This is a genomic window from Paenibacillus sp. S28 (genome assembly GCF_016624415.1).
GTDB classification, from domain to species: Bacteria; Bacillota; Bacilli; order Paenibacillales; family Paenibacillaceae; genus Paenibacillus_AQ; species Paenibacillus_AQ favisporus.
The window spans coordinates 118,363-143,632 of sequence record NZ_JACVTM010000005.1 but is presented as its reverse complement, the minus strand read 5'-3'; the positions used below and the strand labels follow the sequence as shown (position 1 = coordinate 143,632).

Sequence of the window (25,270 nt, the reverse complement as noted above, 5' to 3'; positions counted from 1 at the left end):
CCTTCTTTTAAATAAAGCTAAAAAAAATTCACACATTGAAAAAAGTTCCATCGTAAACATGATACCCTTTTCAATATGTGAATTGGTTTCAAATTTCAGAACTGAATACAGTGTACCACGGAAATCACCAAAATGCAAGGATTTGGGAAATGTTGATATGCCATGCCAAGATATGACTTCGAGGTGACGGCATTTGGGCAGGTTAATCATTTTATCGGGCTTACAGCAATATAGTGTTACGAGCACGTCGGGCCGACATGCTCCTTAAAGAGGTTGTTCAAAAAGTCCGCTTTTGATCACGAAGTAAATCGGGAAGCTGATTCGGCATCGAATCTTGAATTCAGCCGGGCCTTCCGGTGCTCACGTACCCACTACGTACGCTCTGCTCCTCAGTCCCTTGCTTCATTCAATCTTCTCGGTGCTGAAAACCGAACTTTTTGAACACGCACTTAAAGGTTACATAGGAAGGGAGGTATATTTCTGATCGAATTCAAGAACGTCAGTAAATTTTACGGCAGCTTCCATGTCCTCCAGAATATCGACCTTCGGATCGAAGAGGGCGAAGTGGTCGTGATTATCGGACCGTCCGGTTCCGGCAAGAGCACCCTGCTCCGCTGCATCAATCGGCTGGAAAAAATCTCGTCGGGCGAGCTCTACGTAAACGGAACGGCGCTGCATGACAAAAAGATCGACATTAACCGGTTCCGCCGCGAGATCGGCATCGTCTTTCAGCATTTTAATCTGTATCCCCATAAAACGGTGATCGACAACATTGTGCTTGCGCCGGTTAAGGTGCTTGGCCTCTCCAAAGAAGAAGCGGCCGAGCGTGCGACTTCTTATCTATCCCGCGTCGGCATTGCGGATAAGGCATCCAGCTACCCTTCCCAGCTCTCGGGGGGACAGCAGCAGCGGGTCGCCATCGCCCGGGGCCTGGCCATGCATCCGAAGATCATGCTGTTCGACGAGCCCACATCGGCTCTCGATCCCGAAATGATCGGCGAAGTGCTGGACGTGATGCGCTCTCTCGCCTACGACGGGATGACGATGGTCATCGTTACGCATGAGATGGGATTCGCCCGCGAGGTTGCCGACCGTGTCGTTTTTATGGACAACGGTCAGATCATCGAGGAAGGCCCGGCGGCAAGCTTCTTTGACCATCCGCGGGAAGAGCGCGCGCGGACGTTTCTCAGCCGGCTGATTCATCATTAAATTCAGTGAAAGCATATGGAAAGGGGTTATTGAATTCATGAAAAAACCTTTGAGGTGGAGTGTTGCGTTTGTTCTGTTGGCGATGTGCCTGGTGTTCACGGCCTGCGGAGGCTCGAAGAGCGAGCCCACGGCCGCGACCGGCGGCGGTTCGACCGACACGACCACAAGCGGGAACAAGGACGACGGCGGGGACACGGCCGCCAAGGGCGGTACGCTGGAAGCGATCAAGGCCCGCGGCAAGCTTATCGCCGGCGTGAAATACGACACCAAGCTGTTCGGGCTGAAGGACCCGACTTCCGGCAAGGTAGAGGGCTTTGACATCGACATCGCCAAGGCGCTGGCCAAAAAAATACTCGGCGATGAAACCAAGATCGAGCTGAAGGAAGTGACGTCCAAAACCCGCATTCCGCTGCTGCAAAACGGGGACATCGACCTCATCGTCGCTACAATGACCATCACCGAGGAGCGCAAGCAGCAGGTCGACTTCAGCGACGTCTATTTTAAAGCCGGTCAATCCCTGCTCGTGAAGAAAGGCAGCGCCATCAAAGGCCTGGAGGACTTAAAAAAAGGCGTGAAGGTGCTGACCGTCAAAGGATCCACCTCAGCTAAAAACATCCGCGAAAAGGCGCCGGACGCCACCGTGCTGGAGTTTGAAAACTATCAGGACGCATTTACAGCGCTGAAAGCCGGCCAAGGGGAAGCCCTGACGACCGACAACGCCATCCTGCTCGGCATGCAAAAACAGGATCCGAACTACGTGCTGGTCGGCGGCACCTTCACCGACGAGCCTTACGGAATCGCCATCAAAAAAGGCGACGCCGAGTTTGTGAAAACCGTCAACGATTTGCTCAAGGAAATGAAGGACAGCGGCGAATACGACAAGCTGTATGAGCAGTGGATGGGTGTCAAACCCGAGTAGGGCCTTGGCTTTCGATGCCTTTCCCGGCACGCTGCGGGGAGCCCTGAAAACCTTTAAGAAAGGACGAAGGCCATGCCGGGCAAATTTGACATTCACGTCTTGTTTAACCACTGGGACCGTTTTGCCGAAGGCTTTATCCACACGATCGAAGCCAGCGTCCTCGCCTTGATCGGGAGCTTCGTGCTCGGCGTTATCATCGCCGTGATGCGGATCTCCCCGATCCGGGCCCTGAATGTGATCGGAACGGTGTATGTTGAGTTTATCCGCAACATCCCGCTCCTGCTCGTCGTGTTTTTCTTTTTCCTGGGAATCCCGTCGCTCGGACTGCCGCTGGACGGCTTTACCTCGGGGACGCTCGGGCTGATGGTCTACACCGCCTCATTCATCGCGGAAGCCATCCGTGCCGGCATCCAGTCCGTACCGACCGGCCAGACCGAGGCCGCCCGCGCGACGGGACTGTCGTACATCCAGACGATGCTTCATATCGTGCTGCCCCAGGCAATCAAGATCGTGCTGCCGGCGATCGGCAACCAGTTTATTAATCTCGTTAAAAATTCGTCCATTCTGGCCGTCGTGACTGGGATGGACCTGATGTATTACGCCGACCTGATCAACTCCGACACCTTCCTGCCCCTGACCGTGTATACGATCGTCGCCGTCTTTTACCTGGTGCTTACGCTTCCGCTCAGCTTTGCGGTCCATTACATGGAACGCCGGTTCCGCTCGGCTGACCGATAAAGGGGCTTTATTCTGGCAAGAGGAGAAGATGCCGCCATGGATTTTATAGGTGCCTATTCCCTACCCAACGTCAAGTTTCTGCTTGAGGGGTTTCTCGTTACGATCGAGGTCGCGGTGTTGTCCATTGTGTTCAGCTTCGTGCTGGGAACCGTTCTCGGGACGCTGCGTTACGCCAAAATCCCCGTATTGTCCCGGATTGTCGCAGCCATCGTCGATATTATCCGGAATCTGCCGCTGCTGCTGATCATCTTCTTCATGTACATCGTGCTCCCTCAGCTCGGCATCAAGATGTCCCCCTTCTGGGCGACGGTCGTCGGCCTGACCTTGTTCGAAGGGGCCATGATTTCGGAGATCGTCCGCGGCGGACTCAATTCCGTTGACCGGGGACAGATCGAGGCGGCCCGCTCTTCGGGGCTGAGCTATATGCAGACGCTCCGGCATATCATTCTGCCGCAGGCGCTGCGCCGCATGGTTCCGCCCCTGGTCAGCCAGTTCATCTCGCTGCTCAAGGATACGTCGCTCGCGGTTATCATTTCGCTTCCCGAGCTCATGCACAATGTGCAGATCCTGCAGGGACACAGCCCGAACTACGTCATCCCGGCCCTTATCTTCGCTGCCGCCCTGTACTTCATCGTGAACTACATTCTCTCGATCATCGCCCGGCGGCTGGAGGCCAAGACGCTCTGACACGGCTGCTCGGCCCGGACAAAGAAAACAAGCCCAGCTCTCCCCCTTCATGGGTGAGGCTGGGCTTGCTTGGGTTTGGTGTGTATCCGTATCAAGTATGGTGTGGGCGGTTAACGCGCCAGCGATACCACCAGCGTTTTGATTTCGTACGGCTTGAAGCGCAGCTCCGTACCATTGCCCGATACGCTCAACGGCTCGCCGCCTTCTTCCATTAAATTCGTCTCGGCCGCCGCGCTGACCGCACCGGCCTGCGGATCCAGCTCGATCCGGGCGCGGGTGCGGATGCCGCCGTATTCGTACATGCGGATGACGATATCGTCGCTGTCCTCGGCCTTTTTGACCGTGTCGATCATAATATTCGGCTGATTCACCTTAACCAGGCCAAGCGCCTCCGGCAGAATGCCTTCCTGTACCGGCACGGCCAGCAGCGGCGTGTTCAGGCCGCAGGCCGCTTGGTGGGTTCCGCCTTCATACCAGCCGCCGCGGTGCGGATACAGCGAATACGTAAATTCATGCTCCCCCTGATCGGCGGTTCCGTCCGGATAGACGGCGGATTTGATCAGGCTGAGGCGGATGACATGGTTGCGGATGTCATGCCCGTATTTGCAGTCGTTCAGCAGGCTGACGCCGTAACCGCCCTCGGAGAGGTCCACCCAGCGCTGCGCCACGGATTCGAACCGGGCGTAATCCCAGCTCGTGTTCCAGTGGGTCGGACGCTCCACGTTGCCGAACTGGATTTCGTAAGTGGCCTTGGTGGACCGGATGTCGACCGGAAAGGCGGCCTTGAGCAGCTGCTGGTGCTCGTGCCAATCCACTTTGGTCACAAAATCAATCCGCGGGTCGTCCCGGTACACCGTGAACCGCTGCTCGATGGTGGAGTTGTGATACGCATACACCAGCTTGATCACGCCGCGCAGGGGTCCTTCCTCCAGGACCGTCAGTTCCTTCAGATCCTCGACCGTCCGCATTTTTTCCTGGTAGAAAATATCGATGTCCCAGGCGTCGTGCGCCATCGGCTTATCCTCGAACACCTGCAGCACGTTCGCCGGCTCGCCCGGCTTCAGCACTTCGCGGTCCGCCTGCTTGTCGTACAGCGATACCAGCTGACCGGCTTCGTTCAAGCGGATGCTGTAGAACGGCGTTTCCACGACGTCTCCCGTGATCTGCCAATCCGTCTCAGCCGCTGCTGCGCCTGCAGCGGAAGCCGAACCTTGGGTGCCTGCCCCCTCGCTGCGGCCGTAAATGGTCGTGTAGCCGTAGGCCGGCACATCCTTCACGGTGACCAGCACGCGGGCAGATCCACCCTCCTGCGCTGGAATGATCTGGGTCGCCAGCTCTTCTCCGGCTGCGGAATACCACACCAACTGTGCGGCCCCTTCCACGGAAACTTCGCTGACGAAAGAGCGTTCCCAGCCGAGCGGATTGAAAATCCGGACAGGGAAGCCTTTGCTTTCCGCCTTGGCGGAGTCCGGCTGTGCGCCCGCTTCTCCGCGGCCCTCGGCGGTAAACTGCGACAGCCCCTGTTCCAACACCTGTACGGCCAGCTGCTCAGCTTCGGCGTACTCGACCCGGCTGTCCTCATACACTTCGTGAATAGACGAGCCCGGGATAATGTCGTGGAACTGGTTGCGCAGCACGATTTCCCAGCTGTCCGCGAGGCCCCCGGCCGGATAGGCATAGCCCGGATTCAGCATCAGCGCCAGCGCGTTCACGAATTCCGCGTTGTGCAGCAGCTGCTCCAACCGGCGGTTCATCCGCTTGTTATAAGCCTGGGACGTATAGGTGCCGCGATGGTATTCCAGATACAGCTCCCCGTCCCACAAGTGAAGCTGCGGATCATCCTTGACCCGTTCCTCCAGCTGTTCGAAGAATGCTTCCGCTCCGCCCTGCTTCACCTGCGGCGCCGCCGGCATGTCTTCATAACGGCGGGCCGCTTCAAGCATATCCCGGGTCGGACCGCCGCCGCCGTCGCCCCAGCCGTAGGCGAGCAGCAGGTTCTCGTTGATGTCCTTCTGCCGGTAGTTATCCCACAGTCCCTGAATCGAGGAGCCGGTAATGTTGCCGTTGTACGTATAAAACCAACTGCCGTCGTTGTCCGGGGTCGTGATGTAGTGCGTCAGCATTTCGGTTCCGTCGATGCCGCGCCACATGAACGTGTCGTACGGGAAGCGGTTGTACTGGCTCCAGCTGATTTTGGTCGTCATGAAGTAGTCGATGCCGCTCTTCTTCAAAATTTGCGGCAGCGCCCAGCTGTATCCGAACACGTCCGGCAGCCATAAGACGCGGTTGTCGACGCCGAATTCTCTCTTGAAGAAGCGCTTGCCCGTCAGCAGCTGCCGGACCAGCGACTCCCCGGAAGGAATGTTGCAGTCCGACTCCAGCCACATCGCCCCGGTCGCCTCCCAGTTGCCTTCCTTCACGCGATCCTTGATTTTCTCGTACAGCGTCGGAAAATCCTTCTTCAAATAAGCGTACAGCTGCGGCTGGGACTGAAGGAAGACATACTCCGGAAAGCGGTCCATGAGCGTCAGCACCGTCGAGAACGAGCGCCCGGACTTCTCCCGGGTATGCTTCAGACGCCACAACCAGGCGACGTCGATATGGCAGTGGCCGACCGCGGTGATCTGCGGCCGCGGGCCGCGCGGAATCGCCTCAAGCCGCTCCTTCAGCACGTTCAGCGCCTGCTCGGTGGAGGCGTAGAAGCGGTCCGATCCCGGCGCGCTCCAGTCCAGCAGCCGGAACGCCTCCTCCAGCGCAGACGTCATCGCCTGCTTCTCCAAGGCGCGTTCGTCCAGCAGCTTCACCGTCTGCAGCATGTGCAGCGCCGTGTAGTACAGATCGTCGGTCGCCGCATCAAGCATCGCAAGTTCCAGCACATCAACCCGATGATCAAACGGCATATGGCTGCCGTTCGGGGGCGTCAGTCCGCTCCATGCGCGGATGGCCAGCTCCACGCGGCCTTCGTCCACAGCCTGCGCCGGGAAGAACAGCTCGGCATGGTTGCGGTCCACGGCCTGCGCCGGCTCCCCGTTCAGATACACCTGGCCTTCATAACCGCTGCAGTTGCCCCCGCCGGTTTCCCCAAGCTTGATCAGTCCTATGACGTCCTGCGCCCGCCACGATGCGGGAAACGTCACGTCGGCGATGAACCAGGCGTAGCGGTCCCTTCCTCCCCAGCGGTCCCCTACCTTCACGACCGGCTGGCTGCCTGCGGCGGCCTTCGCTTCCGCCAAACTCTCCACATCCGGTACGATATGCATGTTCTCCAGCGGCTTGCGGTCCCGGTATCTCAGCCCGGCCAGCTCCTGAATGCGCCGCTCCAGCTTTTCAATCATAAATCTCATGGATGATCACCTTTTCCCCTTCTGCATCCTTCCGTCTCCGGCCATGCATGCTCCCGGAATTTCCGGAGTAATAAATTGCTGCTTCGTCGGTTACAGCACATCGGCAATAAGTTTTGCTCGTATTAATATATATAATATAGCATTTATGTTTAATATAAAACAAAAAAAACAGCATCTCTTGTTTCAAGAAATGCCGTTTCTCGATTCCCCTGGTTATAGCGGGCCTGTCGTATGGTGAATGACGAGACGGGGTTTAAAAATCCGCTTCGTGTACTTGACGTCCTTGATGTTCCCTTCCAAAATATCCAGCAGCAGGCTAGCCGCCTCGCGCCCCATCTCTTCCTCGCTTTGATCGATATACGTAAATACGCTGAGCTCTTCGAGCATGGGACTCGGGTTATCAAACGTGACGATGGACAGGTCACCCGGGACATCCAGCCCCAATTCCTTGGCCATGGACCACAGGTTGACCCCAAGCTTGCAGTTCAGCGCGATAAACGCCGTCGCCATCCGGCTTTTGAGGAAGCGGTACAGCGGGTGATCCGTACGGGAACGCCCCGTTGGGATACTGAAGTCGGTAAGAATCAAAGCAGGATTGATCATCGCGCCCTTGTTCTTCAGCGCTTCGTTATATCCTTGAATCCGTTCATCGACCGTCACCGTCGGTATTGGAGAATCCGAGCATATCGCAATGTTCCGGTGTCCCAGCTCCCACAGATGATCCACCGCCAGAATGGAACCCAGAGCCGGATCGGACAGGACCACGTTCGTCTCTACGCCGGGCAGATGCCGATCCAGGAGCACGAACGGGTAATTCTGCATCTTCAGCGCGATAATTTCTTCACTGTACACCTCGGCATCCACCGGAAAAATAATCAGCCCGTCCGTCGTGCTGCGGAGCTCGCGGATCGCTTCCTTCTCCAGTTCCTTGGAATTGTAAGTGAACATGACGACCAGCGAGTATTTGCTCCCCGACAGCGCGCTGCGGATCCCCCGTACCATTTGGATGGCAAAATAATCTTCAATGGAAGGAAACACGAGCCCGATCTTGGGAGCCGACGACGATTTGGCCTCAGAAACGAGGGAGACCGGATTACCCGATATGTACTTCTCAGGCACGCCCTTGACGTAACTTCCCCGGCCCGGAATCCGGTAGATCCAGCCTTCGCCCGCCAGCTCGGCCAGCGCATTGGCCACGGTGATCCGGCTCACCTGAAACTGGTCGATCAGCTCCTTCTCGGTCGGAATCCGGTCGTCTTCCTTCAGCTGCCTGGAAGCAATCAACTGCTTGAAATGGTTTTGTATTTGAATGTACAGCGGCTCCCTGTCCTGGCTCATGACAATAATCCTCCAATACCTGATCTTTCGGTCATCTTCCTTTTAGCATTATATCCCATGGGACATACATGTCAACGCCGCTGCCCAGCCGCGGGCTCACCCGGACCGCTGAATATCGTACCGGATATCCAGGAAACGGAGTCCGAAAATCCACATCCGGTGGCGGGCCGTCAGCCGCTGTCCGGACTCCCCCTCCCGGATCCAGAAGGTTTCCTTCAGGGGCAAACGCATCGTGAACCATGAGGCATGCAGGTAAATGCCCTCATCGCCCCGGTGAGCCGGGCTGTGGGCGCTGGTCAAGACGAGCCCGGAGCCTTCATTATACAGGCGCAGCATCCCGGTCATATTGGCGCCCGGCAGCGGCAGGGCGATATTCATGTAGGGCTCGTCTCCGAACCAATGCAGGGAATAGAGTGCAATGAAAATTGCCTCCCCCTGCCCGTTCAAACGCTGCCAGGCGCGAACCCGCTGCCTGCCGTCCCTTCCCGACGCCACCGGAAGAACCCGGCCGTACATCCCCTGCCACCCTTTAAATGTGCCAAGATGGATCTGCCCGATCCGGCGGCTGATGACTTGATAGACCACAGCCAACGGCCTAAACCACCCGGCCCAGCGGATGTCGGCCCGCATCGCGTACTGATCGGTATGCTCGTAAAAATCCCGAATGACGGGCGACAGCCTCCGGGCGCGGAACGAGGCGGAGTCAAACCCGTCGATCCGGTCGACCAGCCCTGAGTAGGATGCCGTTTCGTCAAGGAGTCCTTTCCTGCTTAAGAAGTGGCTCCCGATATGCCTTCCGCCGGTGATGGAGCTTACCGGTTTGCCATAATAGCTCTCCTTCGGGAAGTTTCCCTCCAGCAGCCAGCCCGCAAGCGACGGAAGAGCTACGCCTACCGCGTTCGTGAAGCCGTGAATCCAGATCATCCGGTTGATCGAGAGACTTCCGAACCCCATCGCCCTTCCGGCTGCGTAAATCAGGGAGAACAGAATCGTCACCATCAATACGAGCGCCGAAAAAGATATGAGGTATTTGGCCTCCCGCCGGGTAAAGGAAGCTTTGAAAACAAGCAGTCCGTAGCTGTACAGGGCAGCCAGGTACGCCGCCACCAGAATGAACTCAAGGGCGGTGGAAAAAGCAATGCCCAGCGCAATGCCGGCCGGGGCCAGCATGATGATGACGGTCGAGGTTAGGTACAGCTTCCGTCCAACCGTTATTTTTCGCCCCAGCAGCCCGGCCAGGATCGGGATAATAAATGAAGAGTAATGAAAATGAACGGCTGTCAGCATGATGAGCACGTCCGAAAAATCCATTATACGCCAATGCAGTGACGCAGCCAGGAACCAGAAACCGCCCCCGGCCAAGTACATCAGTCCGAAATCTACCGCGGTTTCAGCAAGCGGATGCAGCCCCCTCTCCAGCAGCCGTCTCAGCCCATACAGCGCCGTAATTACCGTAAAAGCCACCCAGGGGAGGCATAACAGCGGGATATCTCCCATGAAGGAGAGTGCCGCACAGACGGCAGCCGGAGGGTAAAGGATCGTCATGATTTTGTACAAAGCCATCGTTTTCCCGTTTCGCAAGCGGGCATCCACGAGCATCAGGAAACCCGGTACCAGCACCAGCACCGCCAGCATCAGCACCGCTTCAAGCACTTGAAGCTGCCGCCCGCTGACGCCGAGAAACATCACATACAGCAGCAATCCGAACCATGCGTTACGCTTCATCCCGGCTTCCTCCGCTCCCGTCTTTCCTTGTTCCCGTAAAGCTCCCCTTATAGGCGAAAAGGGTGCCGAACAGCGGATTGCGCACATGCACCCGAATCCGGAAGCACTGCCGCTCCTCGTCGTAGGACTCCACGATCTGGGCCGCCCCGTGAAAAACCCGGGGAAGCGGGATCCGCATGCCGAACAGGGGCAGCCACTGGCTTCTCGAGGAGATGTGCATGGCTCCTTTGTCGTCCACGTGGAGGGACAGGGAGGAACCGAGCAGCGCCGGCTTGCCGAACAAGTCCAGGATCTGCTCCTCCTCACTGTCCCATTTCATCACGGCATCGAAATGGCGCTTTTTGCCCCGGAAATCAAACGTCCGATCCCAATGTACCGTCTCCTGGCCCTTTGCATCCCGAGATACTTTGTTGTGGATAACAAAAGGGATGTTCCGACCCCGCTCGGGAAAGAACAGACGGGCCCGAACGCCCAGCACCATCATGGCCCGTACGGCAAACGAACCGCCGCTGATTTCCTCCATCCGGCCGGCAGCGGTAAACACGGCATCTCCCGTCAGCCGGTAACGTTCCTGCAGTTTGGGATGCAGCAGCTGATAGGTATCGCCGAGCGCCTGTTCATAGATCGATTTCATAGGTCACCTGCCTTCTTTCGGCGGCAGTGGGCGGCGCTGGGCAGATGTCGGCTGTTCCCGTAGCCGATCAGCGACAGGACGATCAGCATACCGTTTAGCGTCACGGGATTAAACGGGGCAACGAAACTGCCGATGTCCCCGATCCCCGCAGAGGCGGTCAGACCGCAGATGGCAACGATCTGGAGAATAAACAGCGGGCGCTTCAGCTTATACAGCGGCAGCAGCCACACGAGTCCAAAGAGCATTTCCAGCATGCCGACCATCCGGATCATCGCCACACCGCTGCCCATGCTCCCGGTTACGGCTTCCATCATACGAATTTCGTCCGGATGGGCCATGATTAGCTTGGGAACGAGGCCGTGGTACAGCCATACAAAGGCGATCACCCCGCACACGGTCCAGTACGTGAGAAAGCGCTGGAGCAGCAGCTTCGGATGAAATCCCTGCTCCAGCCACATTTTTAACGCGTCAAAGCTCCAAGCCGTCGCCCATCCGAGCAGCGGCCTGAACAGGTAGGCGTCGGCAAGACGCCCCGCCGCGCTGAAAGCCGACTCATATTGGTACAGCGTCTCGAAGCCGATACCGCCGTCTTTCTTCGTATACTTCCAATACCCGCTGCCCTTTCGGATTAGCGACAGCCGGTCATGCGTCCAAAACTTCAGCGAGGAGACCCGGTCCCCGGATTCCTTCTCCACTTGTCCCGCCGATTCTCCCTCGCCTGCAATATCGATGCCCATGCCGATCCGGGTTCGGTACCGAAAACGTTGAGGTTCATCCTGTGCCCGCGGCAAATACGAAATTTCCGTAAACCGGGCATCCCATACGGTATGCAAATCCGGGTTCTGGGTATATTCCCATAGCTTATCCATCGTTGTGTCGATATCGATTTGCACATAGATGGGCCGTTGCTTTTTCATGGCGTCTCCCCCTTGCTTTGCTCCCTTCCTAATTCGCGGAAAAAGCCCGATGTCCTTCTAAATTCCTTCCTGTTTAGACAAGATCATACACCGATGGCATTTGTTTGGAGGCCTCCGGCGGCGCGAAAGCTGGAAGGAACTGGCGAAGAAAGGGCGAATCCTTAATAGATTGTTATAATCTGCCGATGTTGGGGAGGAAAAAGTCCATGAGTTTTTTAGACCGTTTGGAAAAATACGCCGAGCTCGCCGTCCATGTTGCGGTTCATATTCAGCCGGGGCAGTCCTTGTGGATCAGCGCTCCGATCCATGTGCCGGAATTCGTGCGCATGATCGCCAAGCAAGCGTATCAAGCCGGGGCAAAGCTGGTTCATATTGAGTGGCAGGACGAAATCAGCACACAGCTGAAGTATCATCTCGCTCCTGACGAGGCTTTTGAGGAGTACCCGGTGTGGAGAGCAAAGTGGGTTCAGGAATTCGCCGAGAACGACGGGGCATTTCTTTTTATCGAATCGGCCAATCCCGAGCTGCTGAAGGGCGTGGACCCCAAGCGGATCTCAGCCCATTCCAAAGCGGCAAGCGCCGCACTCTCCAAATGGCGGGAGTATATGTCCGCAAGCAAAATGACCTGGTCCATTATCGGCGTCCCGTCCGAAGCCTGGGCGAAGCTGGTCTTCCCGGACCTGACACCGGAAGCCGCGGTCGAGGCGCTGTGGGAGGCGATTTTCCAAACCGCCCGCGTGAGCGGCGGCGATCCCATCCAGGCTTGGAACGAGCATAATGCGAATTTGCGCAGCAAGCGCGAATATTTGAACCGCAAGCAGTACAAGCAGCTTCATTATAAAGCTCCGGGCACCGACCTGCTGATCGAGCTTCCGGAGCATCATGTCTGGAACGGCGGTACCGCCCGAAACGAAGCGGGCAATGAGTTCAACCCGAACGTTCCGACGGAAGAAGTGTTCACTTCGCCCCGCAGGGAAGGGACCCGGGGAACCGTCCGCAGCACCAAGCCGCTCAGCTACCAGGGAAACTTGATCGAAAACTTCAGCCTGACGTTTGAGGACGGAAAAGTCGTCGATTTTACGGCAGAGAATGGATACGAATTTTTAAAGGGCATGCTCGACATGGACGCGTCGGCCCGCTTTTTGGGCGAAGCCGCGCTTGTGCCGCACCACTCGCCGATCTCGGAGACCGGGCTCATTTTCTTCAATACGTTATTTGACGAAAATGCATCGAACCATCTGGCCCTGGGCGAAGCCTTCCCGACCTGCATCGAGAACGGAACCTCGCTCACCCGGGAAGAGCTTGACCGTGCCGGGCTGAATCACAGCATGATCCACGTGGATTTCATGATCGGCTCTGCGGACATGGACATCGACGGCATCACGGCGGACGGCCAAAGGGAACCTGTATTCCGTAAGGGCAACTGGGCGTTCTGATCCACCATACTAGTTAAGCAAAGCCCTCCACCCGCCTCACATGCAGGCCGGATGGAGGTTTTTTTCTTGTCATCGGTTCCAGCCGTGCTGTGAGAGCAGCCTTTACGACTGATTCGATCCAATCCGAAACGAGATGCTCCGAAGGTCCGACCGCTGCATCCAGCGCTCAAATGCCTGCACGGCGGCCTCCGCCACCTGGATATCCTGCTCGCTCGTCCCTCCGCTGACCCCGATGCCCCCAATGATGACATCACCTGCTTTTAACGGGATTCCTCCCCCCAGGATGACCACCCTGCCCTGATTCGTCGTATTGATCCCGAAGGATGGCTGCCCGGGCTGAGCCGTTCTGGTCAGATTCGAGGTCGGCATCTGCAGGGCCACGCTGGTCCAGGCTTTGTTCTGGGCGATATCGATGCCCCCGATCCGGGCGTGGTCCATCCGGTGAAAGGCGACCAGGTTCGCGCCGTCGTCCACGATGGCGATGTCCTCCGCCAGCCCCATTTCCTTGGCTTTTTTCTCGGCTGCTTCGAGCAGCATTTTGGCAAGATCCAACGTCATTTTCATGATCAGGCTACCTCCAGCTTCAATGTTCTTTCCCCATTGTATGGCCGCCAGCCCATAAGCGTGTTATTGGACGGAGAACGCTGTGAATTTGCCTGCAATGTGCAACATTTGGCATGACCGCCTCGTCAGGAACTATGAAGAGCAAGCATCATTTACCAATTGCATGCACGGTGAAACATTCCGATCCGCACTCGCAAGAACGCCATATAGAGGAGGAAAATGACAGATGAACAAAATTTACAAAGTATTGGCAACCGCATCAATTTTCGCTCTGGCAGCCGTTCCGGTTGCGGCCAGCGCCCAGGAGGTGCCGCCCGCAGCCGCTCAAAGCGGACAAGGCCAGGTTCAACATGAGGCCAAAGTGGTTCCTGCCACATGGGGACAAATCACGGACTTCGTGAACGACAAGACGGGCAAATCCGTTACGGTTACGGGACGGGGGCTGGCTCCAAGCGATCAAAGCCAGATCGTCCTGGCCATCACGCCGGAGACCAAGATCATCGATGCCCGCGGGAAAAGCGTTCCCCTGAAAACCGTCATCGATGAGAAAAAAGTCGTGAAGGCGTTCTATGGACCGAATATTACGAAAAGCCTCCCGGCCCGCGGCACGGCGCTAACGCTTGTCGTTCAGGATAAGAGCTTTACCGCCATTGACGGAACCGTATCCGAAGTGAGAGAGAACGGCATCCTGGTCAAAGGAACCGATATTTATACCTCTAATGAGGACACGATTCTTCTGCACCTGGCCGATAAAGCCACCATCCTCAGCCAGGACGGCAAGGCGCTGACCAGCGGCGACATTAAAGAGGGCACGAGCATCCGGGCTTTCTATGGTCCTGAAGTGGCCATGAGCCTGCCGCCGCAAGCCGGAACGAATTATGTGATCGTGAACACGGAAGATACCGGAAGTGGTGAAACCGGCAATACGGATCAGGAACTTAAAGCCGGCACAGACGGCATCGTCACCAATACGGCGGATGGCAAAGTAACGGTCGTCGGCAAGGCGCATGACAAGGGCGGCGTCAACTACGTCATCCTCTCCGTCGATGACAAAACCCAAATCGTCGACGAAGACGGCAAGGCGCTGACCAAGGATGCCCTGAAGGCGGATATCCGCGTGGACGCATATTACAGCGATATCATGACGATGATTTATCCGGCCCAAACGCATGCCGGCAAAATCGTAGTGAAGAAGGCGGAAACGGTCAAAATTGAAGGTACCGTTAAAGCATCAGACCGCGCTTCAGCCGATCAGGTCTATGTAAACGTAGGATCCGATGATTCCACCGACAACGACGTCATTCTGAACATCTCGAAAGATACGCCAGTCATCCCTACGATGGGCGGCGATACCAAGCTTCGCCCTGGCACCAAAATTATCGCCTATCATTCTCCAATCATGACCAAATCGATTCCCGGCATCACGAATGCCGAAGCGATTATTGTGACGTCGGACGCCGATACGGTACAGCCTAAGTAATATCAACGTATACGCAACTTGCATAAAAGCGCCCAAACCCTGCCGATTCTTCTGAAGAATCGGCAGGGTTTTTTTGGAGGTACGAACGTATAACTTAGGGCTGCCTGATTCACGGGCGGGACCCGTTCATCCGATAATTGGCGAGCCTCGGACGATCTTCAATCCCTTGCCCGATCGTCCGCTGCGCCTTCAGCTCTTCCGTTTTCTCCCGGCGAGAGCGACCGTCATCGGAATGATCAGCATCGTGTAGAATCCAAGCACCGTCATGCTGAGGATAAAGGCGCTCGTGTAGCTGCGCGCATTCGACTGCGATACGCCGTCCGCCACCAGCCTCTCGGCACCCCCGGCAGCGGAAGCGGTAACCTTGCATGCGCCGGGAGCCGCCTGTGCCTGACCGGCCGCTGCCGGGAAGCAATCACGCAGCCTGGCCAGCGCCGTCTGCCCCTGCTCCTCCGACAAGGCGTAGGATGTCAGATGCTGCCGCAGTTCAAGCTCGGTCCGCGCCTCCGCCTGATTGGCATAATGGCTTAATGAGCTCATCCAGACAATTCCGATGAGGCCGATACCGATGGCAGAGGCGAGCTGCATCCCCGTCGTCAAAATGCCGGAGCCCGACCCGATATCCTGCTTCTCTACCTTGGACAGCACCACATTGGTCAGCGGCGCGGCGATAAAGCCTTGGCCTATGCCCAGCAGGACCAGAGCCGGCAGCCAGAACCATACGTTCGGCGACCACCCGGTGGCCCAGATCGTCAGCGCGACCGCGAAATAGCCGACGGAGGTCAGCACCGAACCGACCGTAAGGACGTGGGCTCCAATTTTGCCCGCTAGCTTCGGTGACAACAGCGAGGCCAGAAAATACCCGATGCCCATGGGCAGGATGATCAATCCGGATTTCAGGGCACTGAATCCATGCCCCATTTGCAGCAAATAGGCCGTGATCAGAAAGAAGGCGGCTTGAGCGGTCATCATGAGAAAGATCACGGCCAGGCCCAAGCTGAATGCTTTCTGGCCGAACAGCCTTACGTTCATAAACGGCCGGCGTCCTTTGGCAAGCAGCCTGCGCTGCGTCCATACGAATACGGCGAGGACAGGGCCGGACAGAATCAGGCTGATGACGAGCAGTGCCGGCCACCCCTCCTTCTGCCCCTGGACCAGCGGATACACGAGGAGCAGCAGTCCTGCTGCCGCCATGGCCGCACCGAACCAGTCCATCCGCGAGCGGTCCGAATCCTTCGATTCCGGAACGAACGGAGCCATGGCCAGGATGATCAATCCGATCGGGACGCTGAAGAAAAAGACCAGCCGCCAGTCGAGATGCCACGGATTCCAGCCGAGCAGCAAACCGCCGATCAGCTGTCCGGTCGAAGCGGCCAATCCCTGGGCTGCGCCATACAGCCCGAAGATCATTCCCCTCTTCTCCGGCGGGTACTGCGCCTGAATGAGGGACAGCACCTGCGGCGATATCAGCGCCGCACTAAAGCCTTGAAGCACGCGGATGGCCGTAAGCACACCGACACTGCCCGAAAAGCCGCATAACAAGGATGTTAATGTAAAGCCGGCCACGCCGATCAGGAGCATCTTCCGCCGTCCGTACCGGTCGCCCAGCCGCCCGCCGATAATCAAGGCCACGGCATAAGACAAGGTATAGGCCGAAACGACGAACTGTACGCCGTAGAAATCGGCGTGAAGCCCCCGCTGAATCGAAGGGGTTGCCACATTGATGATAAAAATGTTCGCTACGGCCATAAATACGGACAGCAGCATCACCGCCAGCATTAAACGCGGCCTCTGGCGCGGCTCGGCCGCCGCCTGCGCAAGAGGCGCGGGAATGGAATTGACCGGTTGGTTCATCGCTTGCTTCATCCTCCTCAGGCGAATCCGGATATTTGACAGCAGCCGGAATCAGCCATTAAAATAAATGAGACAGATCTGTCTCGTTTGATAATCGTATGATACAGACAGATCTGTCTCATGTCAACAGCGAATTTACCTTATTCAGGAACAGGTGATTAGAATGACTAAGAAGGAATCCGCCAAAGAACGGATACTGAAGGTGGCGTCCGATTTATTTTATAGCGAAGGCGTGCGCGCTGTAGGGATCGACCGGATCATTGAAGAGTCGGGGGTTGCCAAGGCCAGCTTTTACCGCAACTTTCCGACCAAGGACCATCTGGTCGTGGCCTATTTGGAGCTGCGCTCCAAGACTAGAATGGAGGCCGTTGAAGAAGTAAAGCGTCAGTTCCCCGATTCGCCCAAAGAACAGCTCTATGCCCTTCTGGAGGAATTGGTCGAACGGATGAAGAGCTCCCGATTCCGCGGCTGTCCTTTTATGAACGCCATTGTCGAATTTCCGGATGAGGACCATCCCGGACACCAGGCAGCCATAACATACCGCTCCACCCTTTGGAAAAATATTGAGGATATTGCCCGCCAGGCCGGCGCCCGCGACCCGGTTCAGCTCACTTACCAGCTTCAGCTGCTGAAGGATGGCGCCATGATGAGTGCCTATATGGATAAGGGGTACTACCATGCCGACTATTTTCTGAATGCCTGCCAAGTGCTGATCGATCGGCAGTTTGATGAGCCTACTCCGTCCCGCCGGACAACCGAATAACATGGCGCCGCAGGCAGCAAACATGCGGGCAAGACCGAGGGCACCCTTCGTGCTTATTCCCGGCCTTGCCCGTTTTCATGCCTTATGACTTCGCTATAGCAAGCAGGTGGGAAGTGACGCCCACATACTCCCGGAAGGAGCGGATCCGTTCCTGCTCGAAACGGAACACGATTACCAGTTCATTCGTGTACGGCATTTCGTTAAAGATCCCCTCCGCTTGAAAGATAACGATCCCGGTATCCTCCTGCTCTACGCAGATGACCGGCGTTAGTTTGGCACTCATGCTTGCCCGTTCAAGCTCGACCAATTCCCGGAACCTCCCGGTTCCCCTCTGCTCTCCCTGCCATTCCTCAAAAGGGATCGGGACGATAAAACCAAAATCAGAGGTCACCAGCGCTTCAAACGCCCCCGTATCCCCTTCCTCAATCGCCCGGCGAAATGTATGAAATGCTTGCAGACTGCGCTCGTTTCCCTTTTCCATTGGTTCCATACAGCATCCTCCTCTATTGGGGTTGATTATGCCTTTCCAAATCTTATGAACTCATCATATCGTTTAAACACGACAGGTGCTGTCTTGTTTTTGTGATACACTTGAGAAAAAAATGAAAGGACGGGACGCCGATGTATAAATCCCAGCGGTTGATCCGGCTTATCATGCTCGTCAATGCTAAGAAAAACTTTACCCTCCGCGAGCTTGCGGATGAGCTGGGCGTGTCCCAGCGGACCATATCCAGGGACCTCATCGAGCTTGGCGAGCTGGGCATCCCCGTGTACTCCGTTCAAGGACGGGGCGGCGGTTTCCGCCTGTTAAACGAGCGGCTGCTGCCCGCAATCGCTTTTACCGAAAGCGAAGCGACCGCCTTGTTCTTCGCCTCCCAATCGCTGGCTTATTTTGGCTCCGTCCCGTTCGGTAAAGCGGCCGCTTCCGCCCTCGACAAGTTCTATCACTATCTCCCGCCGGACCTGAAAGAGAGAATTAGCCGCTTAACCGGTAAAATGGCGATTTGGAGCCCCCGGCGCAGCATGTCGGCCGAGTGTCTGGAGGTGCTGCTGCAGGCGGTTATGAGTCGCAGCGCCGCAACCATTGTCTATCAATCCGGCACGTCCGCGGACGAAAGAGTCATTCAGCCGATCGGCCTCTACTCGGACCAAGGATACTGGTACTGCCCTGCCTACTGCTTTACCCGCAAAGCGTATCGCCTGTTCCGGGCGGACCGTATCCGCTCGGCCGTGCTGAATGAAGAGGTCTGCTGCCTTGATGAGGTTGATGAGAAAACGGTGTTTAACTGGAATGAGGAGGAACTGAAGAAGGCGCCGAAGACCGACTTCATCGTCCGACTGACTCCGGAAGGCGTCCGAATGCTGGAAGGGAACGGCAGACTTCAGCCTCATATCGAGTGCGAGCCCGATGGCAGCGGCAGGATCGACATATCCATTCCCCGGAAGGACGTGGCGTTCTTTGCCGATATGGTCTGGATATTGGGGCCCGAAGCGGTCATTATGGAGCCTACCGAAGCCCGGGAATGGGTTAACGGCCGGCTGGCGGTCATGCAACGGCAGTACGCGGAGCGCATTCCGGAATCTGAATCCAGGCAGGTAACGGACATACCAAAAAGCCAGGCCCCTTAAGGACCTGGCTGTAGTTTATCCCATTAATTACTTTGATGCTGTAAAGTGGTGCCGTATAGGTATTTCTGGACCCACGTGCAAGTTATAATACTACAGCCGGAAGTATAAGTCTATATTTTTGGCGGATTTTTTCTATACTTAGACTTATTCTTTCACAGGGAGGGTCTAAGATGTTGAACCAAAGCGAAGCCGATGAAAGGCGTTATGCCGAAGCGATGACAGACAAGCTGGGACGGGCGCTGGAAGACATCCGCGGGAAAATATCCGCTTCCTACCGCGATGTCATCGAGGCGAAAAAATATATGTGGGAAAACATTTCCCAGCTGGATCCCGCGGAGCGAGCCGCGAACAAGGTCGACATCTCGCTTCAGATCGACTCGGGTGAGAAAGCGATCGACAAGGAGCGGAAGCTGCATAAGCTGTACCAGTCTCCTTATTTCGGCAGGGTAGACTTTCGGGAAAATGGCCTAAAAGAAGCCGATGCCTATTATATCGGGATTCATTCCTTCGCCGGGACGGACGGGCATACGAATCTGATTTACGACTGGCGTTCGCCGGTCGCCAGCATGTTTTACGATTTCGGCGTCGGCCACGCCTATTTCCTAGCTCCGCTGGGGCCGATCGAGGGCGAGCTGACGGTGAAGCGGCAGTACAAAATCAGGGACGGCCGCATGGAATATATGATCGAAAGCTCGATTAACATCGACGATGACGTCCTTCAGAAGGAGCTCAGCAGCACCTCGGACGAAAAGATGAAAAACATCGTCGCCACGATTCAAAAGGAGCAGAACGTCATCATCCGCAATGAAACTTCCGATGAGCTCATCATTCAGGGCGTGGCCGGTTCCGGGAAAACGTCGGTCGCCCTGCACCGTATCGCCTTCCTGCTGTACCGCTACAAGGAAACGCTGACGTCAAGAAACGTGCTGATCATCTCGCCGAACAACGTGTTCTCCGATTATATTTCGAGCGTTCTGCCTGAGCTTGGTGAAGAAAATATGATGGAAATGCGCCTCGAGGAGCTGGCGGAAGCGGAGCTCAAAGGGATCGCCGGTTTTCAGACGTTCTATGAGCAAGTTTCCGTGTTGATGGACCAAGAAGACCCGGGCATGGTCGAACGCATCCGGTTTAAGGCGTCGGCCGGCTTCATCCGGAAGCTGGATGAGTTTATCGCTTATGCAGAGCAGCATTATTTTGCGCCGGAGGATGTGCAGATCGACGGAATGCGGATTTCTGCCGCGGAGCTGCGAGCCATCTATGACGGCACCCGCCGGATGCCCGTACTGTCCAGGCTAGAGCGGACCGCAAACCAGGCGGCGGCAAACCTCAGGGACGAGGATGGACAGAGGCTGTCCGCACCCCGGATTCGCAAAATCAAGACAGCTGTTAAAAAAATGTTCCGCGCCTCCAGCCTGCTGGCGCTGTACAAGGATTTTTACGACTGGCTGGGCAGACCGGAGCTGCTTCGCATGGCAGGGCCGAAGAAGCTGGAATATTCGGATGTCTTTCCCCTCGTCTACCTGAAAATGTACTGGGAAGGAACGGCGCCGTTTGATTTTGTAAAGCATCTGATCGTCGACGAAATGCAGGATTACACGCCCATCCAGTACGCTGTCCTTTCCAGGCTGTTCAACTGCCGCAAGACGATCCTCGGCGATGCCGGCCAATCCGTCAATCCCTACTCCTCCTCTTCGCTTGCCGAGATCAAAAAGGTGTTCCCGAACGCGGATACGGTAGAGCTGTTAAAGAGCTACCGGTCCACCTATGAAATAACGACCTTTGCCCGGCAGCTCAAAGACAACAGCAGCGTCGTCCCCATTGAGCGGCACGGCGAGCTTCCGCGGATGGTCGCTTGCGAAGACAAGGAGGAGGAAATGGAGCGGATCCGGTCTGTCCTCCGGGAATTTGTACATTCCGAGTCACGTTCCATGGGGATCGTCTGCAAAACAAAGGCCCAGGCAGACGAGGTCTATCACCGCCTGAGGGACGCGTTTGACAACCTGTATCTGCTGGATTTCGACAGTGAGGAGTTCCGCGAGGGCATCATCGTCACATCCGCCCATTTGGCGAAAGGCCTGGAGTTCGATGAGGTGATCGTTCCTTTCGTGAGCAGCGAAGTCTACCGGAACGAGATGGACCGATCGCTGCTTTATATCGCCTGCACCCGGGCGATGCATAAGCTGACGCTGACGCATAGCGGGGCACGGACGACATTATTAAAAGAGCCCGGGGAGCATTAGTCCCCGGGCTCTTCCTTTTTATCCAAGATAAGATTCCAGCATCCAGACGTGCTTGTCGAGGTCCGCCTGAATCCCGATCAGCATATCTGCCGTCGGATGGTCGCCGGCGTCTTCCGCCAAACGGATCCCGTCCTGCAGCTCCTTGCTGACCGCAGAGAAGTCATGGATAAGCGACTGCACCATACCGCGCGCGTCCTCTTTTCCCGTGGCTTCCGCTACCGTGCCGATTTCCAGATATTCTTTGATCGTCGCGGCCGGTCTTCCCTTGATCGTCAGGAGGCGTTCGGCGATGTCGTCCGCTTTTTGCGTAATGTCGTTGTACAGCTCTTCGAACTTCGCATGGAGCGTGAAGAACTGTTCCCCTTTTACGTACCAGTGGTAGTTATGGATTTTAACGTAAAGAATGCTGAAGTTCGCCACCTGCTGATTCAATACCTGTTCCAGCGTAATTGTTGTGTTTGCCATTTGTCATCCATCCCTTCTTTATATATAATGGACCGCCTTAGGCGATCCGGCTGACCAAGAAGCTTTTGCGGCGGCCGATCGTTATGGCTGCTTGGCGTCTTCTACGGGGACAACGGTAATGTCATCCACGTTCGATTCGCAGTGCGGGCAATAATGGCGGAGTTCGACTTCGTGGCCGCAGGCGGTATGCTTCAGGCTTTTATAGCATTTATCCAGGTGCTTCTCTCCCCATAGGATAAAAGCATGAAAGATCATTTCCATATCCCGTCCGCTTTCCGTCAACTCATACTCATACCGCGGAGGATGCGCAGAGTACAGATTGGATACGATCAGCCCGTCCTCCTCCAGCTGTCTGAGCCGCTCGGATAACACATTCGCAGAGATCGTCGCCAGCCCCTGTTTGATCTCGTTGAACGTTTTTTTACCGACCAAAATTTCATGTATGATCATCAAAGACCATCGATCGCCAACGATGTTCAATGTCTGCGCAATGTTGCAATCCAGGTTGTAAATATTCTTCGGCATATCCATGACCCCCCGTGTATCTTTGCCTCAAATGTGGTACTGCCTTCTAATCCTACAGTGCCACAAATGACCGCTTCACGCAAACCGGCCCCAGCGCGGCTCCCGTCAGAATCCTTCCAGTACGACCTTGCCCACCGTACGGCCGGTCTCCAGCAGAGCATGGGCCTTGCGCAGATTGGCGGCATTGATCGGTGTCAGCGTCTCGCTTGTAGTGGTCCGGATGACGCCCTCGTCCACGAGGCGTGCGACTTCGTCCAGCAGCTTGTGCTGCTCGATCATATCCGGCGTTTGGTACGTGGAACGGGTAAACATGAGCTCCCATACGAACGTGACGCTTTTATTCTTGAGCAGGGTCAGGTTGAGCAGTTCATCCGTCTCCACGATCGAGCAAATCTTGCCTTGCGGCGCGATCGCTTCCGCCATGTTCGCCCAGTGCTTCTCCGTGCTGTTCAAGCAGAGGATGTAATCGACCTGCTCGATGCCGACGGCCTTAAGCTGCGGCAGGAACGCTTCAAAATGGTTGATGACGTAGTCCGCCCCCAGCCCTTTCACCCAATCGGCCGATTCCGGCCGGGAAGCCGTGCCGATGACCGTCAGGCCGGAATATTTGGAGAGCTGTGTCGCAATCGATCCGACCCCGCCGGCTGCTCCGATAATCAGGATGGTTTTGCCGGTGTTGTCCGCCTGGTTCTTGGAGACTCCAAGCCGGTCGTACAGGCTTTCCCAGGCTGTAATGGTCGTTAACGGCAGCGCCGCCGCCTGTGCAAAATCCAGCGTGGATGGCTTCTTGCCCACGATCCGTTCGTCCACCAGATGAAATTCGCTGTTGCCGCCAGGACGCGTAATGCTGCCGGCATAGTACACTTCATCGCCCGGCTTAAACAACGTCACATCCGGACCTACCTGCTCGACGACGCCCGCGACGTCCCATCCCAGCACTTTTGGCACACTTTCCACGCGGTCTTTAGGCGAACGGACTTTATAATCGACAGGATTCACTGAGATGGCATGCACTTTCACCAGCAAGTCCTTGCCTGTTGGCACCGGTTTATCCAGCTCAACATCAATCAGGCTTTCTTGATGATCAATCGGTAAATACTTATACAGGCCTACGGCTTTCATCGTCTCTTTTACTTTCGTCATGGTTGTTCTCTCCCTTATAAATGTGATTTATCGTGTTAAGCTGAATGGCATTGTGTACGTCAATATGTAAGCGATGAGCTCGTAGAGGAGCTCATTGGATCGCACCGAGCAAGTCGTTAATCGTCTCCGCCATCGACGGATGTGTAAAAATGGTATCGCGGAGGACAGTGTACGGCTGCCCGGACTGCATGAACACGGACACGATGTTCACAACCTCGCTGGACTCCGCACCGAACATGGTGAAACCGAGCAGACGGTCCGTTTCGGCGTCGACGACCGCCTTCAGCAGACCTTCCGTCTGTTTCAGCTGGCGTGCCCTCGTCGATGCGGTAACAGGTAATTTTGCCGTTTTCACGGTGTGTCCCCGCTTCAGCGCCTCCTGTTCCGTATATCCGACTTGGGCCAGCGGAGGATCGATAAACACGGAGTAAGGGACGAATCGCCGGTCGCCGGTCGTACGCGTCCGGTCGCCGAACAATTGATTCTTGAGAATCCGGTAGTCGTCCAGCGAAATGTACGTAAACTGCGGACCGCCGTTCACGTCGCCGATCGCCCAGATATGCGGCACATTGGTCTGAAGCGTCTCGTCGACCCGGACGAAACCGCGCTCCGTCACTTCAACGCCTGCGGCTTCAAGATTCAGTCCTTCCGTATTGGCCTGTCTTCCAGTGGCGACCAGTACGGCATCCGCTTGGAGCGTGTCCTCACCATCAGGCGTGGACAGCAGTAGCTGAACGGATTCCCGTTGTTCCGTAATCCGGGACACCTTGGTCTGCAGCCGGAAGCGGATGCCCTTGGCCTCCAGCACCTTTTTGACCTCTTCGGCAATCTCCCGGTCCTCTCTCGGCATAAATACGCCGCCATTCTCAAGAACGGTCACCTCTGAGCCGAAGCCTGCATAGATGGAGGCGAATTCCAGGCCGATATAGCCGCCGCCGATGATGGCCAACCGGGAAGGCAGCTTCGCCAAGTCCAGCATTTCCGTGCTCGTATAGACATGAACTCCGTCAATCCCGGGAATGTCGGGAAGGACCGGCTTTGCCCCCGTATTGATGAAAATCCGCTCGGCCTCGGCGAGGATGGTCCCAGCTTCCGTTTCCACCCGAACCTCGTGCGGGGATTGGAACGAAGCCGTCCCGGTCAATACCGTGATCCCCGGATGGCTGTTCAGGTTATTGAAGTTCTTGCCGCGCAGCAGGGTAACCAGCTCATCTTTCTCCTGAAGGGCGCGGCCATACTTCGCCTGCCGGGAATCCGGACCGTTCCCTTCCTCCTGCGAAACGATATGCGACTGATAGGCAAGCGCCTTTGTAGGAATGCAGCCGATATTGATGCAGGTTCCGCCATACATCAGAGGTGACTTTTCCACGACGGCGACTTTCAATCCCTGCTCGGCCAGAAAGGGGGCCAACGTTTTTCCGCCTTTGCCAAAGCCGATAATTAACGCATCGAACGTTTCCTTGATCATCGGATGATCCATCCCTTCTCGAATGAAGCTCTTGCTTAATTTTTTTCTCGTCATGATCTGCTTTGCTGAGCGCTCATATGTTGTGCTCGTTTCTATGTAAGTCATAATACAATACTTAGTTAGTTTTTGCAACTCACTAATTTTAAAAAACTTTCTTTTTGGCTTTTTGGAACCCATTCGTTCCCTTAACGA

The 25,270-nt window shown here is 56.2% G+C and carries 21 protein-coding genes; 9 read left to right on the top strand and 12 right to left on the bottom strand.

Annotated elements, in window-relative coordinates; all coding sequences use genetic code 11:
* Positions 1-480 precede the first annotated feature (480 nt).
* The 4 genes from IAE55_RS14265 (at position 481) to IAE55_RS14250 (ending at position 3,553) form a co-directional block, all read left to right on the top strand.
* The gene (locus tag IAE55_RS14265) at positions 481-1,209 is read left to right on the top strand and encodes an amino acid ABC transporter ATP-binding protein (protein WP_076172673.1); all 729 of its coding nucleotides are present in this window, start codon (positions 481-483) and stop codon (positions 1,207-1,209) included.
* Between the two features lie 37 nt (positions 1,210-1,246).
* On the top strand, positions 1,247-2,128 hold the full coding sequence (locus IAE55_RS14260; RefSeq protein ID WP_200633092.1) for an ABC transporter substrate-binding protein: 882 nt from the start codon (positions 1,247-1,249) through the stop codon (positions 2,126-2,128).
* Between the two features lie 72 nt (positions 2,129-2,200).
* Positions 2,201-2,866: an amino acid ABC transporter permease gene (locus IAE55_RS14255; RefSeq protein ID WP_145161597.1), complete on the top strand. Its 666-nt coding sequence runs from the start codon at positions 2,201-2,203 to the stop codon at positions 2,864-2,866.
* Positions 2,867-2,902: 36 nt separating this feature from the next.
* Positions 2,903-3,553, top strand: a complete 651-nt coding sequence (locus IAE55_RS14250; RefSeq protein ID WP_076172665.1) for an amino acid ABC transporter permease — start codon at positions 2,903-2,905, stop codon at positions 3,551-3,553.
* 110 nt (positions 3,554-3,663) lie between these two features.
* Here IAE55_RS14250 and IAE55_RS14245 read toward each other — a convergent pair whose 3' ends face one another.
* From IAE55_RS14245 to IAE55_RS14225, 5 genes are all read right to left on the bottom strand, one after another.
* A complete protein-coding gene (locus tag IAE55_RS14245; protein WP_200633091.1) occupies positions 3,664-6,897 on the bottom strand; it encodes an alpha-mannosidase in 3,234 nt (1,077 codons plus the stop codon).
* Positions 6,898-7,110: 213 nt separating this feature from the next.
* Positions 7,111-8,235, bottom strand: a complete 1,125-nt coding sequence (locus tag IAE55_RS14240; protein ID WP_200633090.1) for a GntR family transcriptional regulator — start codon at positions 8,233-8,235, stop codon at positions 7,111-7,113.
* Between the two features lie 96 nt (positions 8,236-8,331).
* Complete coding sequence (locus IAE55_RS14235; RefSeq protein WP_200633089.1) at positions 8,332-9,960, bottom strand: YndJ family protein; 1,629 nt, start codon at positions 9,958-9,960, stop codon at positions 8,332-8,334.
* Complete coding sequence (locus tag IAE55_RS14230; protein ID WP_145161611.1) at positions 9,950-10,594, bottom strand: DUF4166 domain-containing protein; 645 nt, start codon at positions 10,592-10,594, stop codon at positions 9,950-9,952. Before IAE55_RS14230 ends, IAE55_RS14235 begins: the two co-directional genes overlap by 11 nt.
* Positions 10,591-11,511: a DoxX-like family protein gene (locus IAE55_RS14225; protein ID WP_200633088.1), complete on the bottom strand. Its 921-nt coding sequence runs from the start codon at positions 11,509-11,511 to the stop codon at positions 10,591-10,593. The genes IAE55_RS14230 and IAE55_RS14225 overlap by 4 nt, the downstream gene beginning before the upstream one ends.
* 206 nt (positions 11,512-11,717) lie before the next feature.
* On the opposite strand from IAE55_RS14225, the gene IAE55_RS14220 reads away from it, so the two are divergent.
* Positions 11,718-12,947, top strand: a complete 1,230-nt coding sequence (locus IAE55_RS14220; RefSeq protein ID WP_200633087.1) for an aminopeptidase — start codon at positions 11,718-11,720, stop codon at positions 12,945-12,947.
* 102 nt (positions 12,948-13,049) lie between these two features.
* Here IAE55_RS14220 and IAE55_RS14215 read toward each other — a convergent pair whose 3' ends face one another.
* Positions 13,050-13,514 carry a GlcG/HbpS family heme-binding protein gene (locus IAE55_RS14215; RefSeq protein ID WP_089549234.1) on the bottom strand — a complete coding sequence of 155 codons (465 nt, stop codon included), beginning with the start codon at positions 13,512-13,514 and terminating at the stop codon, positions 13,050-13,052.
* A 223-nt stretch (positions 13,515-13,737) separates the two neighbouring features.
* On the opposite strand from IAE55_RS14215, the gene IAE55_RS14210 reads away from it, so the two are divergent.
* Positions 13,738-14,991 carry a peptidase gene (locus IAE55_RS14210; protein WP_200633086.1) on the top strand — a complete coding sequence of 418 codons (1,254 nt, stop codon included), beginning with the start codon at positions 13,738-13,740 and terminating at the stop codon, positions 14,989-14,991.
* A gap of 189 nt (positions 14,992-15,180) precedes the next feature.
* Here IAE55_RS14210 and IAE55_RS14205 read toward each other — a convergent pair whose 3' ends face one another.
* Positions 15,181-16,845 (bottom strand): MFS transporter, encoded by a 1,665-nt coding sequence (locus tag IAE55_RS14205; RefSeq protein ID WP_200633085.1) that lies wholly within the window; start codon positions 16,843-16,845, stop codon positions 15,181-15,183.
* A gap of 163 nt (positions 16,846-17,008) precedes the next feature.
* Here IAE55_RS14205 and IAE55_RS14200 point away from each other — a divergent pair, with 163 nt between their 5' ends.
* Entirely contained in the window at positions 17,009-17,608 is a 600-nt protein-coding gene (locus IAE55_RS14200) for a TetR/AcrR family transcriptional regulator (protein ID WP_200633084.1), read from the top strand.
* Positions 17,609-17,690: 82 nt separating this feature from the next.
* Here the strand turns inward: IAE55_RS14200 and IAE55_RS14195 are convergent, their stop codons facing one another.
* Entirely contained in the window at positions 17,691-18,098 is a 408-nt protein-coding gene (locus tag IAE55_RS14195) for a nuclear transport factor 2 family protein (protein ID WP_234489552.1), read from the bottom strand.
* 131 nt (positions 18,099-18,229) lie between these two features.
* Between IAE55_RS14195 and IAE55_RS14190 the strand changes: the two genes are divergently transcribed.
* Both IAE55_RS14190 and IAE55_RS14185 read left to right on the top strand, forming a co-directional pair.
* Positions 18,230-19,237 (top strand): helix-turn-helix transcriptional regulator, encoded by a 1,008-nt coding sequence (locus tag IAE55_RS14190; RefSeq protein ID WP_200633082.1) that lies wholly within the window; start codon positions 18,230-18,232, stop codon positions 19,235-19,237.
* Between the two features lie 170 nt (positions 19,238-19,407).
* Positions 19,408-21,477 (top strand): HelD family protein, encoded by a 2,070-nt coding sequence (locus IAE55_RS14185; protein ID WP_200633080.1) that lies wholly within the window; start codon positions 19,408-19,410, stop codon positions 21,475-21,477.
* Between the two features lie 18 nt (positions 21,478-21,495).
* Here the strand turns inward: IAE55_RS14185 and IAE55_RS14180 are convergent, their stop codons facing one another.
* From IAE55_RS14180 to IAE55_RS14165, 4 genes are all read right to left on the bottom strand, one after another.
* Positions 21,496-21,942, bottom strand: a complete 447-nt coding sequence (locus tag IAE55_RS14180; protein ID WP_145161634.1) for a Dps family protein — start codon at positions 21,940-21,942, stop codon at positions 21,496-21,498.
* An 81-nt stretch (positions 21,943-22,023) separates the two neighbouring features.
* Positions 22,024-22,467, bottom strand: coding sequence for a winged helix-turn-helix transcriptional regulator (locus tag IAE55_RS14175; protein WP_076172945.1), 444 nt, complete (start codon positions 22,465-22,467; stop codon positions 22,024-22,026).
* A gap of 105 nt (positions 22,468-22,572) precedes the next feature.
* Positions 22,573-23,610: a zinc-binding alcohol dehydrogenase family protein gene (locus tag IAE55_RS14170; protein ID WP_234489551.1), complete on the bottom strand. Its 1,038-nt coding sequence runs from the start codon at positions 23,608-23,610 to the stop codon at positions 22,573-22,575.
* 91 nt (positions 23,611-23,701) lie between these two features.
* Positions 23,702-25,132 carry an FAD-dependent oxidoreductase gene (locus tag IAE55_RS14165; RefSeq protein ID WP_234489550.1) on the bottom strand — a complete coding sequence of 477 codons (1,431 nt, stop codon included), beginning with the start codon at positions 25,130-25,132 and terminating at the stop codon, positions 23,702-23,704.
* Between the last annotated feature and the right edge of the window lie 138 nt (positions 25,133-25,270).

Excerpts from the sequence above, each read along its gene's own strand:
- IAE55_RS14260 (WP_200633092.1), top strand. The coding sequence starts at position 1,247 with ATGAAAAAACCTTTGAGGTGGAGTGTTGCGTTTGTTCTGTTGGCGATG.
- IAE55_RS14255 (WP_145161597.1), top strand. The coding sequence starts at position 2,201 with ATGCCGGGCAAATTTGACATTCACGTCTTGTTTAACCACTGGGACCGT.
- IAE55_RS14250 (WP_076172665.1), top strand. The coding sequence starts at position 2,903 with ATGGATTTTATAGGTGCCTATTCCCTACCCAACGTCAAGTTTCTGCTT.
- IAE55_RS14245 (WP_200633091.1), bottom strand. The coding sequence starts at position 6,897 with ATGAGATTTATGATTGAAAAGCTGGAGCGGCGCATTCAGGAGCTGGCC.
- IAE55_RS14240 (WP_200633090.1), bottom strand. The coding sequence starts at position 8,235 with ATGAGCCAGGACAGGGAGCCGCTGTACATTCAAATACAAAACCATTTC.
- IAE55_RS14235 (WP_200633089.1), bottom strand. The coding sequence starts at position 9,960 with ATGAAGCGTAACGCATGGTTCGGATTGCTGCTGTATGTGATGTTTCTC.
- IAE55_RS14230 (WP_145161611.1), bottom strand. The coding sequence starts at position 10,594 with ATGAAATCGATCTATGAACAGGCGCTCGGCGATACCTATCAGCTGCTG.
- IAE55_RS14225 (WP_200633088.1), bottom strand. The coding sequence starts at position 11,511 with ATGAAAAAGCAACGGCCCATCTATGTGCAAATCGATATCGACACAACG.
- IAE55_RS14220 (WP_200633087.1), top strand. The coding sequence starts at position 11,718 with ATGAGTTTTTTAGACCGTTTGGAAAAATACGCCGAGCTCGCCGTCCAT.
- IAE55_RS14210 (WP_200633086.1), top strand. The coding sequence starts at position 13,738 with ATGAACAAAATTTACAAAGTATTGGCAACCGCATCAATTTTCGCTCTG.
- IAE55_RS14205 (WP_200633085.1), bottom strand. The coding sequence starts at position 16,845 with ATGAACCAACCGGTCAATTCCATTCCCGCGCCTCTTGCGCAGGCGGCG.
- IAE55_RS14200 (WP_200633084.1), top strand. The coding sequence starts at position 17,009 with ATGACTAAGAAGGAATCCGCCAAAGAACGGATACTGAAGGTGGCGTCC.
- IAE55_RS14195 (WP_234489552.1), bottom strand. The coding sequence starts at position 18,098 with ATGGAACCAATGGAAAAGGGAAACGAGCGCAGTCTGCAAGCATTTCAT.
- IAE55_RS14190 (WP_200633082.1), top strand. The coding sequence starts at position 18,230 with ATGTATAAATCCCAGCGGTTGATCCGGCTTATCATGCTCGTCAATGCT.
- IAE55_RS14185 (WP_200633080.1), top strand. The coding sequence starts at position 19,408 with ATGTTGAACCAAAGCGAAGCCGATGAAAGGCGTTATGCCGAAGCGATG.
- IAE55_RS14180 (WP_145161634.1), bottom strand. The coding sequence starts at position 21,942 with ATGGCAAACACAACAATTACGCTGGAACAGGTATTGAATCAGCAGGTG.
- IAE55_RS14175 (WP_076172945.1), bottom strand. The coding sequence starts at position 22,467 with ATGCCGAAGAATATTTACAACCTGGATTGCAACATTGCGCAGACATTG.
- IAE55_RS14170 (WP_234489551.1), bottom strand. The coding sequence starts at position 23,610 with ATGACGAAAGTAAAAGAGACGATGAAAGCCGTAGGCCTGTATAAGTAT.
- IAE55_RS14165 (WP_234489550.1), bottom strand. The coding sequence starts at position 25,132 with ATGACGAGAAAAAAATTAAGCAAGAGCTTCATTCGAGAAGGGATGGAT.